Origin of the sequence: Neptuniibacter sp. 1_MG-2023 (assembly GCF_030547185.1) — a bacterium.
GTDB lineage: Bacteria > Pseudomonadota > Gammaproteobacteria > Pseudomonadales > Balneatricaceae > Neptuniibacter.
This window is the reverse complement of sequence record NZ_JAUOQR010000003.1, coordinates 108,375-123,659: the sequence shown is the minus strand read 5'-3', so window position 1 is coordinate 123,659 and position 15,285 is coordinate 108,375. Positions and strand designations below refer to the sequence as shown.

The following is a 15,285-nucleotide window of genomic DNA, read 5'->3' as shown; positions in this document are numbered from 1 at the left end:
TCAGTTTATAAGCAATTACTCAAAAACCCAGCCAATCAAGCTGGGTTAGAAACAACAATACGGCAAGCACAGTTATTTATTTTTCATTCACGTCTATACTAAGATGACATTATCGCTACGGACCACAGGGGAACCAATATTGTGACTACACCTAATACTGAGCGCCGCCGCTTTACTCGCATTGACTTTGATGCAAGAACGGAACTACAGCAAGGTGATCATATCTACGAGGTAACCCTAATTGATATATCGTTTAACGGTATATTAATAAAAAGCGCTCGCCCCCTTAACTTATCTTTAGGCGAGGAAGCGTTCGCTACCATCCACCTACAAGGGGATAACCTGAGTATACGCACCCCCGTGAGCCTGACCCACAAACACGAAGATGAGTATGGTTTTTTAATAGAAAACTTAGATCTAGATTCACTGACTTTACTACGCCGGTTAGTCGAGCTAAATCTAGGTGAGCCCTCTTTACTAGAGCGGGAACTCGACCACCTTTTTACTACAGAAACAGATTAAAGCGCCTCAAGCGCTTCGGTCAATTTAGTAACAGGGACAATCTGCATTCCAGCTAAAGCTTCTTTAGGCACATTACCTTTAGGTACAATAGCCCGCTTGAAACCATGCTTTGCCGCCTCTCTAATACGCTCCTGTCCATTAGGTACAGGCCGTATCTCACCCGACAAACCCACCTCGCCAAATACCATAAGATCATGGGGTAATGCTTGATCTCTAAAACTAGAAACAACCGCCAGCAATAACGCAAGGTCTGCACTGGTTTCCAGCACTTTTACACCACCCACCACGTTAACAAACACATCTTGATCGCCTGTCATTAAACCACCATGACGATGCAATACAGCTAATAACATCGCCATACGATTTTGCTCAAGGCCAACCGCCACCCGTCGAGGGTTGTTCATATGGGATTGATCAACCAGCGCTTGAATCTCAACTAAGAGAGGACGAGTCCCCTCCCAAACAACCATTACAACACTACCAGGGCTAGGCCCCTCTTCACGGCTTAAGAAAATTGAACTTGGATTTTTAACCTCTTTAAGGCCGGTTTCCAACATTGCAAACACACCGAGCTCATTCACAGCCCCAAAACGGTTTTTGTGCGAGCGAAGTGTCCGAAAACGGGAATCAGCTGAACCTTCCAACTGCAACGAGCAATCAATCATATGCTCCAAGACTTTAGGGCCTGCCAACGAGCCATCCTTAGTAACATGCCCTACCAAAAAGAGTACGGTACCGGTCTGCTTTGCAAAGCGGGTCAAGTAAGCAGCAGACTCTCGTACCTGCGATACAGAGCCTGGCGCAGATTGTACATCTGCCATATGCATTACCTGTATGGAATCAATTACCATCACTTTTGGTTTGAGTGTTTGCGCCACATCACAGATAGTTTCCACACTGGTTTCCGACAGCATTTTTAACTGCCCCGTCGGTAAATTTAAGCGGCTCGCACGCATAGCAACCTGCTGCAACGATTCCTCACCTGTTACATATAGGGCTGGCATCTGCTCAGCCAGATAACACATAGTTTGCAACAATAGAGTACTTTTACCTGCCCCCGGATGACCGCCCATAAGCACAGCAGAACCAGGTACTAAACCACCGCCTAACACACGATCCAGCTCACCCGCTCCAGATGAAAAGCGCGGCATCTCCTCCAAAGCAACCTCAGAAAGATTAACAACACTCTGCTGCTTTGCCCCACCAGCATAACCATCAAAGCGAACATTACGTGTTTCATTTGCATTTGATTTTGCGGTCGACAACCGGACTTCCGTCAGAGTATTCCACGCATGACACTCCGTACATTGGCCTTGCCATTTTGTGTAATCCGCTCCACAGTCATTACAAACGTAAGCCGTTTTCTGACGTGCCATTAAGCCTCTCCAAATTGCTGTAAATATTTTAGAATTTTACCCAACCTAAATCCTATAACCTACTGATCTTTACGTCGATCTTGATAAATACCGAAAACAGCCTTCATTTATTCAATAGATGCACTACAATCAGTTGCCTAACAATAATGCAGGCCTGCCCTTAGGAGATAAACATGAAATTGGAAACTGTAGCGATACATGGCGGATATGAAGTAGACCCAACCACTAAATCTGCCGCGGTTCCTATTTACCAAACCACATCTTATGCCTTTGATGATGCTCAACACGGTGCAGACCTGTTTGACCTAAAAGTACCCGGCAATATATACACCCGCATTACGAATCCCACCAACGATGTGCTGGAAAAACGTGTTGCAGAGATGGAAGGAGGTGTTGCCGCTCTTGCCGTTGCATCCGGTATGGCGGCTATTACATACACCATACAAACACTTGCAGAAACCGGCGATAACTTCATATCTACCAGCGAACTCTACGGCGGTACATATAACCTATTTGCTCATACTTTGCCCCGCCAAGGCATTGAATGCCGCTTTGTAAATAAAGACGATGCAGCAGCTATCGAAGCGCAAATAGATGAGCGAACTAAAGGCATTTACTGTGAATCCGTCGGTAACCCATCTGGTGGCATCGCCGATATTGAAACTTTAGCAGAGATCGCCCATCGTAACGGCATCCCACTTATCGTTGACAATACAGTGCCTAGCCCTGCCATGTGGCGTCCGATCGAACACGGCGCAGACATTATTGTACAAGCGGCAACCAAATATATTGGTGGGCATGGTAACTCAATCGGTGGCGTCATCATCGATTCTGGTAACTTCCCTTGGGCTGATAACGCTGAACGCTTCCCTTTATTAAACACGCCTGATATCTCCTACCACGGCGTGGTATATACTGAAGCCTTTGGTCCTGCTGCATTTATTGGACGCTGCCGCGTTGTACCGCTTCGCAATATGGGAGCCGCACTTAGCCCAATGAATGCTTTCTTATTACTACAAGGACTAGAAACACTTAGCCTACGCATGGAACGCGTAAATGAAAACACACGTAAAGTCGCTAACTTTTTAGAAAACCACGATGCGGTTGGCTGGGTTAAATACGCGGGGCTCGAAAGCCACAAAGACTATGCACTCGCTCAAAAATACATGAACGGCCAAGCGTCTGGCATTTTAAGCTTTGGCGTAAAAGCAGGCAGAGAAGGCACACGTAAATTCTATGACGCACTGCAAATTTTCTTACGTTTAGTAAATATCGGCGACTGCAAATCACTCGCTTCGATTCCTGCTGAAACTACACATCGCCAGCTAAATGATGAAGAGTTAGCATCTGCGGGTGTCTCGCCAGAAATGATTCGCTTATCTATAGGTATAGAGCATATTGATGACCTCATTGCCGATCTAGATCAGGCATTAGCAGCGATCAATAACTAAAGCCTGAGCATTAAACTCAGAGCATTGAATTCAAAACAAAAAAAACGGTTGGTAGCGAAAGCTCCAACCGTTTTTTTTATAGGCTGTCCAAAACACACTTAATTAAATAACGCGCGTAATTTGTTCCACAATGAGCGTGCATTTTGGTTATCTTTATCTGAACTTTGAGCAAGCTCTTTTAGTTTCTCTATTTTTCTGATGGCTAAACCATATTGTTCATCAACTTCATCTAGAGACGATGCGTTAAATTCAAGGTCGTTAACAAGACCATCATTAAGACCATAGATCCAACCGTGAACAGTGAGCTCCTGCTCATTAGTCCAAGCTTCCTGAACTATAGTGGTTTCGCAGACGTTGCTTGCTTGCTCAATCACATTCAACTCACATAAGCGGTCAAGCTGCTGATGAGAGTGATCCCAAACAGACAAAAGCTCACGGTGCTTTTTATATACATCGCGAATATGCCGCAACCAGTTATCGATTAAACCGTGTGGTTCAGTCTCGATTGCAGCTTTAACCCCACCACAACCATAATGACCAACAACCATAATATGCTTAACCTTGAGAACTTCGACCGCATACTGAATAACAGACATACAATTCATATCAGTATGAATGACTAAATTCGAAACATTACGGTGGACAAAAAGCTCACCAGGTAACATATCCACAATTTCATTAGCGGGAACACGGCTATCAGAACACCCAATCCATAAATACTCTGGAGCCTGCTGCTGCGCCAATGTTTCAAAAAAGAGTGGATCCTCCTTGTTGATCTTATCCGCCCACTGGCGGTTACTTTCTAGTAATTCAGTTAGCCGTTTCATCGCTACATCTAATAATAAAAAAGGGCCGCAGCCCTTTTAAAATGTTCATTATGATTGATGATACTTAGCACTTAACTCATGCACCGCATCAACAAACGCCTTTGGCTGTGTCGGGTCAACAAACTGGTGAATACCATGGCCAAGGTTAAATACATGCCCAGACCCATTACCATACTGGCCTAAAATAAATTCAACCTCTTGCTCGATACGGCTTGCCGGTGCATATAAGACACTTGGATCCATATTTCCTTGCAGCGCAACTTTATCGCCCACTCGAGCGCGTGCATTGCCAATATCTGTCGTCCAATCCAAACCTAAGGCATCCGCACCGGTTTCCGCCATTACTTCAAGCCACTGCCCACCATTTTTAGTAAACAGAATAACCGGTACTTTGCGTCCATCATGTTCACGAATCAAACCATCAACAATCTGCTTCATGTACTTTAACGAAAATTCTTGGTAGCAAGGACCACTTAATGCGCCACCCCAAGTATCAAATATCTGTACGGCTTGCGCACCAGAACGAATCTGCTCATTCAAGTATGCAGTGACAGATTGAGCTAACTTATCCAAAAGAGCATGCATAACTTCAGGTGTTGCATACATCATCTGTTTAACGTGGCGAAAATCTTTACTAGAACCACCTTCAACCATGTATGTGGCTAAAGTCCATGGGCTACCAGAAAAGCCGATCAGTGGAACACGCCCGTTTAACTCACGACGAATCTCTTTCACTGCATTCATCACATAATCAAGGTCTGTTGCAGCATCAGGTACCGGTAGGTCTGCAACATCTTTTTCTGTACGAACGATTTTCTTAAACCGTGGACCTTCACCTACTTCAAAGTAAAGTCCCAATCCCATTGCGTCCGGGATCGTTAAAATGTCAGAGAAAAGAATTGCGGCATCAAGATCATAACGCTCTAATGGCTGAATAGTTACTTCACAAGCAAGCTCTTTATTTTTGCAAAGGCTTAAGAAATCACCTGCTTTAGCACGCGTTTCTCTATATTCTGGGAGGTAACGTCCCGCCTGACGCATCATCCATACTGGTGTTGCATCTACAGGTTCATTAAGAAGAGCACGTAAAAAACGATCATTTTTGAGTTCAGCCATTTGTGTCAGCCACTTATATCTTGTAAATTCGAATTGGCCGATATTCTAACGATTTCTGACAGGAATTACCTGCAAATGTATAAACAATTTTAATAACTGATGATACAGATTAAATCACCACTTTATTTTTTACTGCTCTTAGGCATATTGACTGGCTGCCAAAGCCATTCAGTAAAAGAGCTGCCGCTGACACCTCAACCTTTGGCCGTTTTCACACACGAAATAGTTTGGTTAACAACTTCAACCTCCAGTACCTCTCAGAAACAACAAGTTAATAGCTTTAACCTTAAGCTAAAAGATCGTCTGAAAATGTATGGTGCCAATAATGTACAGACTATCAATAAGGCTAGCCCATCAAATAAGGGGCTAATTATTATCAGTAAAATCAATACAGATAATGAGGAAGACGCTTACCAACTATCTATCTTACGTGAGAATAGGGAACTCATTCGCGGCTCTTACCCTAATACACCGGAAGGCGAAGAGGTCGCTATTAATAAGTTCTTAATGTCTATTCACCAAAAAATAGTCAATGCTGATAAATACTTGTAATAAAAAAGGCCGCGAATGCGGCCTTTTTTCAAGATAATCTAAAAGCTTACACTTCTAAATAATCTAAGATTCCTTCAGCCGCTTTACGACCTTCCGCAATCGCCGTCACAACTAGATCAGATCCACGTACCATATCACCACCCGCGAATACCTTTTCGTTGGTAGTTTGGAATGGGTATGCATGCTGCTCAGGTGCCTTAACCCGACCATCTTCATGCAGATCTATACCAAAGTCAGCAAACCAAGGTGCAGGACTTGGGCGGAAGCCAAAAGCCACCAAGACCGCATCGGTTGGAATAACTTCCTCAGATCCAGGTACCACCTCAGCACGACGGCGGCCATTTTCATCCGGCTCACCCATCTGAGTGCTAACAACTTTAATGCCGGTCACTTTACCGTTTTCACCAACAACCTCTATAGGTTGACGGTTAAACTGAAATTGAACCCCTTCTTCTCGCGCATTCTCAACTTCGCGTTTAGAGCCAGGCATGTTTGCTTCATCACGACGATAAGCACAGATAACAGATTCTGCACCTTGACGGATAGAGGTACGGTTACAGTCCATCGCTGTATCACCACCACCTAACACTACAACCTTCTTATCTTTAAGATCGATAAAGTCGGCAGGATCTTTCTCAAAACCCAAACAGTGATTAACATTAGAGATCAAAAATGGAAGTGCATCGTAAACACCCTCCAACTCTTCACCTGGAAAACCACCTTTCATGTAGGTATAAGTACCCATACCTAGGAAAACCGCATCATATTGATCGACAAGGTCTTGCATAAGTACATCTTTACCAACTTCGGTATTTAACTGGAACTCAATACCCATTTCAGTAAAGATTTCGCGGCGACGAGACATAACATTTTTTTCCAGCTTAAACTCTGGAATACCAAATGTTAACAAGCCGCCAATCTCTGGATTGCGGTCAAAGACAACAGCTTTCACGCCATTACGTGCAAGTATATCCGCCGCTGCAAGGCCCGCAGGACCTGCACCAATAACTGCCACTTTTTTATCAGTCGCTGAAACCTTAGACATATCAGGTTTCCAGCCCATCGCAAAAGCGGTGTCTGTAATATATTTTTCAACCGAGCCAATAGTTACCGCACCAAAACCATCATTAAGAGTACAAGCCCCTTCACATAAACGATCCTGAGGACAAACTCGACCACACACTTCAGGTAATGAGTTTGTTTGGTGGCTAAGTTCAGCCGCCTCAATAATGTTTCCTTCCGAAATCAGCTTTAACCAATCAGGAATATGGTTGTGTACTGGACACTTCCATGAGCAATACGGGTTACCGCACTCTAAGCATCGATGCGACTGTTCTGATGCATCGGGTTTATCAAAAGGCTCGTATATTTCACCGAATCCTTCTTTACGCACATCAGCATCAATTTTCTGAGGCCCTTTACGGCCTACATCGAGGAACTGAAAATCGTTATTTAAACGGCCAGCCATAATCCTCACCTCTTAAAAGCAACCTCCCAATAAATTAGGAGATTGCAGATTATTCTTCATATACCAAATGGTACGTAGCACTTATTCTGGGCGTGTACGAATACTAGTCAGTAAATCATTTAAACTAGCCGCTTTCGGTTTAACCAACCAGAATCGACCAATATAGTCATCAAGATTATCAACAATCTCTCGACCCCAAGCACTGCCAGTTTCTTTGGTAAATTCAATAATGACTGAACGTAGATGATTTTTATATGCTTCCATACTTTCAGTATGGATGCGCTGAATCTCAACTAACTCATGGTTATACTTATCCACAAAGTTATTATCGACATCCAATACATACGCAAAACCACCAGTCATACCTGCACCGAAGTTATACCCCGTTGCACCAAGAACTGTGACTAAACCGCCTGTCATATATTCACAACAGTGGTCGCCCGCACCTTCAACAACCGCATGAACACCAGAGTTACGAACACCAAAACGTTCACCGGCTTGACCTGCAGCAAATAATTTACCGCCCGTCGCACCGTATAAACAGGTGTTACCCATAATGGCAGTTTCATTTGATTTAAAGGTCACTTCAGCAAATGGGCGGATAACAATCTTGCCGCCCGCCATACCTTTACCAACATAATCGTTAGCATCACCTTCAAGGTACAAGTTCTGGCCACCGGCATTCCATACACCGAAAGACTGTCCCGCATGTCCTTTAAAGTTAAAGGTCATTGGCTTATCAGACATACCAAGATTGCCATGTTTCTTAGCAATAGCACCCGATGTACGAGCACCGACAGAGCGATCGCAGTTGGTAATCGTTAGCGTCCATTCACCACCTTGTTTCAAATCGATAGCTGACTGAGTTAACTCAATCATCTGATTATTCAACTGGGCAGTATCGTAAGGCTCATTACGCTCAACTTGGCAAGTGTTCGGGAACTCATCGCCAGCTGAAGCCAAAATAGGACTTAGATCTAAGTTCTTCTGACGTGGCGTATCACCTTCCAAGGTTTCCAAAAGATCCACTCGACCAACAAGCTCTTCCATAGTGCGAACACCAAGTTGAGCCATAAGTTGACGGGTTTCTTCTGCAACAAACCTAAAGAAGTTTTTAACCATTTCAACGGTGCCACGGAAGTAATCTTCACGTAGCTTTTCATTCTGGGTTGCCACACCGGTCGCACAGTTATTTAAATGACAAATACGAAGGTATTTACAACCTAGAGCAACCATCGGCATAGTACCAAAGCCAAAGCTTTCAGCACCTAATATGGCACCTTTAATTACATCTAGACCCGTCTTAAGACCACCATCGGTTTGTAGACGAATCTTACCGCGCAGCTGGTTTCCACGAAGCGATTGATGCGCATCCGCTAAACCTAACTCCCAAGGAGAACCAGCATAATGGATAGAGGTAATAGGAGATGCCGCTGTACCGCCGTCATAACCAGAGATAGTGATCAGATCGGCATAAGCTTTAGCTACACCGCATGCGATAGTACCAACACCTGGGCGTGATACTAGCTTCACAGAAACTAATGCTTCTGGATTCACCTGTTTCAGATCAAAAATCAACTGAGCCAAATCTTCGATAGAATAAATATCGTGATGAGGCGGTGGTGAAATTAGAGTAACACCCGGTACGGAGAAACGTAGGCGAGCAATAAGATCGTTGACCTTACCACCTGGTAATTGTCCACCTTCACCCGGTTTTGCACCTTGAGCAACTTTAATCTGTAGTACTTCAGCATTCGACAGATACTCAGGTGTAACGCCGAAACGCCCTGAAGCAACCTGTTTAATTTTAGAGCGCTTCATGGTGCCGTGACGAGCAGGATCTTCACCACCTTCACCAGAGTTAGAGCGGCCACCTAATTCGTTCATGGCAACAGCTAAAGCTTCATGAGCTTCTGGGGATAGCGCACCTAGAGACATTGCTGCCGAGTCAAAGCGTTTAAAGATATTCTCTATCGGCTCAACTTCATCAATGGAGATAGACTGCACATCTTTACGCAGCCCCAACATATCACGCAAAGTTGCATAACCACGGTTATTAACTAGCTCAGCATAACGCTGGTACGCTTCTGGATTACCCGTCTGAACAGCTTCATGGATAGTACGAACTACATCAGGATTGTATGCGTGATACTCACCATCATGTTTATACTTCAACAACCCGCCAGCCTGAATAGGCTTACGCGCAGTCCATGCTTCTTTAGCTAATAAGCCTTGCTCAAATTGGAAGTCCTCAAAACGAGCACCTTCAATACGGCTTGTTACGCCTTTGAAACATAAACTAACAATTTCCGAGCTTAAACCAATCGCTTCAAACAACTGAGCACCGCGGTAAGATGCTACCGTTGAGATACCCATCTTAGAAAGGATCTTCATTAAGCCTTTATTGATACCTTTGCGGTAATTTTCATGGGAATGCAGGGTTTCCATCTGAATCTCTCCAGTAGAACACAAGTCATTCAACACACGATACGCAAGGTACGGATAAACAGCGGTCGCACCAAAGCCAAACAAAACAGCAAAATGATGCGGATCACGTACTGTACCACTTTCAATCACAAGGTTAGCGTCGCAACGTAAACCTTTGTCGACCAAACGATGGTGTACAGCGCCTGTAGCTAACGCAGCATGAACAGGCAAAAGACCGCGTGTAATATTAGCATCCGTGAGGATCAGAATAACTTTACCATCACGTACACTTTGTTCCGCTTTATCTGCAATCCCTTCAATCGCTTCTTTTAAAGAAATTTTCTCAGGATCATAATTCAGATCGATTTGAATAACGTCAAAGCCTGGCTCATTGTTATCGCGCAAACGATTAAATTTACTGGCCGACAAAACAGGGGTCGTTAAAATTACACGATGTGCATGTTCTGGCGTTTCTTCAAATACGTTTCGCTCAGCACCAATACATGTCTCTAGAGACATAACAATCGCTTCACGAAGAGGGTCGATCGGTGGATTGGTTACTTGAGCAAACTGTTGACGGAAATAATCATAGACAGAGCGTACTCTATGGGACAGTACAGCCATCGGCTTGTCGTCACCCATAGAACCTATCGCTTCCATTCCGCTTTCGCCCAATGGGCGCAAAATCTGTTCACGCTCTTCAAATGTCACTTGGAACATTTTCATGTGAGTCTTCACTTCATCTGCAGACATCTCTACAAATGATTTAGACTCTTCATCTAAGTTCATCGTCTGCTCTAGACGTAGCGCATTCTCTTTCAACCAAGTTTTATAGGGTTTCGCAGCTTTCAGACGGTTATCTACGTCTTGCGTATGTAAAACATCGCCAGTTGCCGTATCAATCGCCAGAATTTGGCCTGGTCCTACACGACCTTGAGCCACAATATCTTCAGGCTTATAGCTGAACACACCTATTTCTGATGCTGTACAGATGTAACCTTGCTTAGTCATTACCCAACGAGATGGACGTAAACCATTACGGTCCAACATACAGACGGCAAAGCGACCATCGGTCATTACCATGCCGGCAGGGCCATCCCAAGGTTCCATATGCATAGAGTTGAAATCATAGAACGCTCGTAAATCAGCATCCATTGTTTCAACATTCTGCCACGCAGGCGGCACTATCATGCGTACAGCACGATAAATATCCATACCGCCAACCAACAAGAATTCCAGCATATTATCCATACTTGATGAATCTGAACCGGTCGTATTTACAATCGGTTGTAGCTCATCCAAGTTAGGCAATAGATCGGTTGCAAACTTACTTGCACGCGCCTTCGCCCAGTTACGGTTACCTTCAACTGTGTTGATTTCACCGTTATGTGCCAAGAATCGGAATGGCTGCGCCAAAGGCCAGCGAGGTGCTGTATTTGTAGAAAAGCGTTGATGATAAGTACATACCGCTGTTTCTAGTCGAGGATCTGCTAGATCCTGATAAAACACAGGCAGATCCACCGGCATAGTTAATCCTTTATAGGAGATAACTTTGTCAGAGAAACTACAGATGTAAAAATCTTCATCTGCCGCCATAGCAATTTCAGATTTACGGCGAGCAATAAACAAACTAATAGCAAGCTCCCTTTCGCTCTTGCTTCCAGCAGTAATAAAAACCTGCTCGATAAGAGGAAGAGTATCTTTTGCTATAGGGCCAAGGCATGAGTCATCCGTTGGCACCACTCGCCAACCTGCAACACCTAGACCTTCATTAGTAATAGCAGTATTAACTGCAACACGTGCAGCTTCTGCTTTGGCAGCTTCGCGCGGTAAAAACACCATGCCCACTGCATAAAATTCGCCTAGTTCGGTGCCTAACTCTTCCTGTGCGACTGTGCGCAAGAAGCTATCAGGTTTCTGCATCAACAGGCCACAACCGTCACCTGTCTTACCATCTGCAGCTATACCCCCACGGTGCGTCATGCAGGCAAGCGCTTCGATTGCTTTATCTAGCAAATCGTGACTAGCTTGACCCTGCATGTGTGCCATAAGGCCAAAACCGCAGTTATCTTTAAATTCACCGGGGCAATAAAGAGCTTTGCTCATAAGCCATTCCCACTTAAAAATACTTCGAAATCAATGTCTTAATAATCTTTCTGCTGCAATATATACGCCAGTCAGCAAAAAGGGACAGCTATTCTACACGCGAAGTCTGTTCGGAACAAATTCCAAACAGCAGCGAGGGAGGATTAAATCACTAAAAACAGGTGTAAAACCAAGTATATCTTATTGTTTCATTAGGATTTTTTCTTTCTTATATCAAGTTGAACACCTTGTACACTTCTTGCCCAAGGTTTCACATTTTGCAGCGTTTTAGGTAGTTTTCGGATAGCAGCATTAGCAATATCACGGTTAGGATATTGCCCATAAACAACCACATGCCAGGGCAAGCCCTTATAAATAGTCTCAAAATGGTGAAATTTGCTAGGATCAGACTGGGCGGCAATAAACTCCAAAGCGCTCTGTTTTGATCTTGCTCCCGTCATTTGCAAGGTATAGCCAGATGATTCCCAAGAGAGAAGAACGTTCTCACTGGGCGCAATAGCTGCCACTTTATTTTGTGGCGCTAGCTCTTTCTTCGGGGGCACAGCCGACACAGTTTTCTTTTCTGGTGCCGAAGATAGCGAAGGAGATTGCTCCTTCACTGCAACAGTAGCATTTTTAGCAGAAGGACTATTTTGCTTCACTACAGCTCTTAACTCCTCTTCCAGCGGGGTTGGCTTAACCTCCGATGGAGACGGTTTTGCTTCTACCACAATCACATTTTCATTATTAAGTTTTTCTTCTTGCTGTTGTAAACGGAGAGCTAGATCGCTTTTAACAGCAGATATAGGAATATCCGCTTCAACGACTTGCGTATCAGTAACGGCAGGTACTTGCTCTATCAACTCATCTCTAGCGTCCGCAGTAGGTTCTACAGAAACTATATCAGCCTTTTCACCTTCAACTGACGCTGTAACAGCAAGAGAAAGAGGAACCGAAACCCGCTCATCAGTCACTACCTCAGACGGAGTTTCTGTGCTTTCTGGCAAAAACTGCCATAAGGAGACAGCAACAATAGCAATTAAAAGCACTCCAACGCCCAACATATGCAAAGCAGGCAGCGGAAAGGATGATCGCTGAGCAGGCAGAGAAGACAAGGATACCTTGCCCCCAGCCAATAACGTTTCTACCCTTCCAGGCATCCCTTCCGATAACTTAATTAGTTCATTTTTTTTCTTTTCCGATAAAGTCGAAACAGCCGGGTGACATAATTCAATATATTCTGCTGTTTCCGCAACAGTCATACGTTCTATCTTAAGATGATGAATTCGCCCCTCAAGGTGTTTAACATCACTGCTGGTAAATAATTTATCTACAAAATCATTATTCGATACAAGCAACACTTGCGCATCAGCAGCATGTAAATTCAACAATAACGCCAGTGCCCCTTCTGACAAATATTCTGCATCATCAACAGTAATCAGGCATTTCTGACCCGCAGCTTGTATAGATTTTAATTGGAGATGAAAGGCACTTAATTGATCAGCAAAGCTAGCTCCACTTTGCTCATGCGAAGGAAATTGCTGCATTAACAATGCTAGTAGTTGCTGCTCACCTAACTCAACCTCGGGGCGAATAGAACAATAATATAAGGTACTGTCTTCTGCATTCGGCTTTAACTGGGCAAGCAATGTACTCTTACCAGCACCATGCTCACCTGAAACAAGCAAAAGAAAGTCAGAAAAACGAATAAAATGCTTCAATTTATCTAATAATTGAAGACGACTGGACGGCTCAAAATATATATTTTTCTTCATTTTACCCGTTCGAAACCCATGGCATTAGCGCCTAATTCAGACTAGCAACACGTTGCTAATTTTTTTCCAGCACTTAACGTTTCCAACAAAATGGAAGAAGAAAAATCGGAGGTCACTACAGCCTTACCGATTTCTTTTAGGAGCACTAAGCGAATACTGCCATCAATAACTTTTTTATCGACACCCATAAGCTCCACAAAACGTTCCGGCGTCATTGCCTCAGGTGGGTATAAAGGAAGATTTGCCGCCTCCAAAATAGCCTTCACTCGAGCCACATCAGTAGCTGAAATATTTCCTAAACGGAAAGACATATCAGCAGCCATCATAGTACCGGCACCGACTGCTTCACCGTGCAACCATTCACCATAACCTTGATCAGCCTCGATAGCATGCCCAAAGGTATGGCCTAAATTAAGTAAAGCGCGAATTCCCTCTTCTCGCTCATCCAGAGCAACAACTTCAGCCTTTATCTCACAAGAACGTAATATTGCTTGCTCAAGAAGGTCCGATTGCAATCCCATCAAACCATCAATATGGTCTTCCAAATAGCATAAAAAAGCTTCGTCATAGATAAGACCGTATTTGATAACTTCTGCCATTCCAGCGGAAAGCTCTTTCTCAGGCAGAGTATTTAGTACATCTGTATCTATAACGACACATTGAGGCTGATGAAACGCACCAATCATGTTTTTCCCTTGGGGATGATTGACGCCCGTTTTACCACCAACAGAAGAATCGACTTGCGACAAAAGCGTTGTGGGAACCTGAATAAAATCAACGCCTCGCTGATAGCATGCAGCAGCAAACCCTGTCATATCACCAATCACCCCACCACCTAACGCAATCAAAGTTGTTGTCCGATTGTGCCGTTTATCAAGCAGGGCCGTAAAAATACTATTTATCTGTTCTAAGTTTTTATACTGCTCTCCATCCGGCAATATCACTTCATCAACTTGAAACTTTTTATTCAAAGTCGCTTTAAGTCGCTCAAGATACAAAGGCGCTATAGTTTCATTAGTAACAATTAAAACTTGTTTACCAGAAATATAAGGCACCATCAGGCCCTTATCTAACAACCCTTGGCCAATAAAAATAGGGTAGCTACGCTCCCCTAGGTCTACTTTCAACGTTTGCATACTACCTACTTATTACTCTACTTCGAGAGGAGACTTGGCCTTTAACTGCCTAATAATTTCTGTAACAACTGTTTTAGGATGACGTTTATCTGTAACTACAACAATATCGGCTGTATCAAGATATAAAGGATGCCGAATAGACATTAACTCTTCCAAAACAGCTTGTGGGTTTTCCGTCTGCAACAAAGGACGATTCTTATCCCTAGACGTTCGATCCAACTGCTGTTCGACCGATGTTTCCAAGTACACTACGGTACCATTAGCTTGCAACATTGTTCTATTCTCAGGCCTTAGAACAGCTCCCCCGCCCGTAGACAAAACAATATCCTTACGCAGAGAGAGCGCTTCAATCACTCCCTCCTCTCTGTCCCTAAAGCCCGACTCGCCTTCGACATCAAAGATCCAAGGTATATCAGCACCCGCTCGTTTCTCAATCTCACGATCAGAATCAACAAACTCAAGCTTTAATTCTTGGGATAACAAACGACCTATGGTGCTTTTCCCAGCACCCATAGGCCCAATCAAAAATATATTCAATTCACACAACCAT

Annotated in this window: 11 protein-coding genes; 3 read left to right on the top strand and 8 right to left on the bottom strand. The window is 43.9% G+C overall.

Annotation, left to right across the window (positions count from 1 at the left end):
• Positions 1-141 precede the first annotated feature (141 nt).
• Positions 142-522 carry a PilZ domain-containing protein gene (locus Q4492_RS05110; RefSeq protein ID WP_303416189.1) on the top strand — a complete coding sequence of 127 codons (381 nt, stop codon included), beginning with the start codon at positions 142-144 and terminating at the stop codon, positions 520-522.
• On the opposite strand, the gene radA is transcribed toward Q4492_RS05110, so the two are convergent.
• Positions 519-1,898, bottom strand: a complete 1,380-nt coding sequence (gene radA, locus Q4492_RS05105) for a DNA repair protein RadA (protein ID WP_303416188.1) — start codon at positions 1,896-1,898, stop codon at positions 519-521. The two genes, Q4492_RS05110 and radA, sit on opposite strands and share 4 nt — an antisense overlap.
• A 173-nt stretch (positions 1,899-2,071) precedes the next feature.
• Here radA and Q4492_RS05100 point away from each other — a divergent pair, with 173 nt between their 5' ends.
• Complete coding sequence (locus Q4492_RS05100) at positions 2,072-3,349, top strand: O-acetylhomoserine aminocarboxypropyltransferase/cysteine synthase family protein (protein ID WP_303416187.1); 1,278 nt, start codon at positions 2,072-2,074, stop codon at positions 3,347-3,349.
• A 98-nt stretch (positions 3,350-3,447) separates the two neighbouring features.
• Here Q4492_RS05100 and can read toward each other — a convergent pair whose 3' ends face one another.
• Together can and hemE are read right to left on the bottom strand one after the other, a co-directional pair.
• On the bottom strand, positions 3,448-4,176 hold the full coding sequence (gene can, locus Q4492_RS05095) for a carbonate dehydratase (protein WP_303416186.1): 729 nt from the start codon (positions 4,174-4,176) through the stop codon (positions 3,448-3,450).
• 48 nt (positions 4,177-4,224) lie between these two features.
• Entirely contained in the window at positions 4,225-5,292 is a 1,068-nt protein-coding gene (gene hemE, locus Q4492_RS05090) for a uroporphyrinogen decarboxylase (RefSeq protein WP_303416185.1), read from the bottom strand.
• 99 nt (positions 5,293-5,391) lie between these two features.
• On the opposite strand from hemE, the gene Q4492_RS05085 reads away from it, so the two are divergent.
• Positions 5,392-5,844 (top strand): hypothetical protein, encoded by a 453-nt coding sequence (locus Q4492_RS05085; protein ID WP_303416184.1) that lies wholly within the window; start codon positions 5,392-5,394, stop codon positions 5,842-5,844.
• Positions 5,845-5,890: 46 nt separating this feature from the next.
• Here the strand turns inward: Q4492_RS05085 and Q4492_RS05080 are convergent, their stop codons facing one another.
• The 5 genes from Q4492_RS05080 to aroK all read right to left on the bottom strand — a co-directional run bounded on the left by Q4492_RS05080 (position 5,891) and on the right by aroK (position 15,281).
• The gene (locus tag Q4492_RS05080; protein WP_303416183.1) at positions 5,891-7,312 is read right to left on the bottom strand and encodes an FAD-dependent oxidoreductase; all 1,422 of its coding nucleotides are present in this window, start codon (positions 7,310-7,312) and stop codon (positions 5,891-5,893) included.
• 81 nt (positions 7,313-7,393) lie between these two features.
• Positions 7,394-11,845 (bottom strand): glutamate synthase large subunit, encoded by a 4,452-nt coding sequence (gene gltB, locus Q4492_RS05075; RefSeq protein WP_303416182.1) that lies wholly within the window; start codon positions 11,843-11,845, stop codon positions 7,394-7,396.
• Positions 11,846-12,036: 191 nt separating this feature from the next.
• Positions 12,037-13,599 (bottom strand): AAA family ATPase, encoded by a 1,563-nt coding sequence (locus Q4492_RS05070; protein WP_303416181.1) that lies wholly within the window; start codon positions 13,597-13,599, stop codon positions 12,037-12,039.
• Between the two features lie 41 nt (positions 13,600-13,640).
• Positions 13,641-14,735: a 3-dehydroquinate synthase gene (gene aroB, locus Q4492_RS05065; RefSeq protein WP_303416180.1), complete on the bottom strand. Its 1,095-nt coding sequence runs from the start codon at positions 14,733-14,735 to the stop codon at positions 13,641-13,643.
• A 12-nt stretch (positions 14,736-14,747) separates the two neighbouring features.
• Positions 14,748-15,281, bottom strand: coding sequence for a shikimate kinase AroK (gene aroK / locus Q4492_RS05060; protein ID WP_303416179.1), 534 nt, complete (start codon positions 15,279-15,281; stop codon positions 14,748-14,750).
• Between the last annotated feature and the right edge of the window lie 4 nt (positions 15,282-15,285).

Coding starts and splice junctions, on each gene's coding strand:
- radA (WP_303416188.1), bottom strand. CDS start 1,898: ATGGCACGTCAGAAAACGGCTTACGTTTGTAATGACTGTGGAGCGGAT.
- Q4492_RS05100 (WP_303416187.1), top strand. CDS start 2,072: ATGAAATTGGAAACTGTAGCGATACATGGCGGATATGAAGTAGACCCA.
- can (WP_303416186.1), bottom strand. CDS start 4,176: ATGAAACGGCTAACTGAATTACTAGAAAGTAACCGCCAGTGGGCGGAT.
- hemE (WP_303416185.1), bottom strand. CDS start 5,292: ATGGCTGAACTCAAAAATGATCGTTTTTTACGTGCTCTTCTTAATGAA.
- Q4492_RS05085 (WP_303416184.1), top strand. CDS start 5,392: ATGATACAGATTAAATCACCACTTTATTTTTTACTGCTCTTAGGCATA.
- Q4492_RS05080 (WP_303416183.1), bottom strand. CDS start 7,312: ATGGCTGGCCGTTTAAATAACGATTTTCAGTTCCTCGATGTAGGCCGT.
- gltB (WP_303416182.1), bottom strand. CDS start 11,845: ATGAGCAAAGCTCTTTATTGCCCCGGTGAATTTAAAGATAACTGCGGT.
- Q4492_RS05070 (WP_303416181.1), bottom strand. CDS start 13,599: ATGAAGAAAAATATATATTTTGAGCCGTCCAGTCGTCTTCAATTATTA.
- aroB (WP_303416180.1), bottom strand. CDS start 14,735: ATGCAAACGTTGAAAGTAGACCTAGGGGAGCGTAGCTACCCTATTTTT.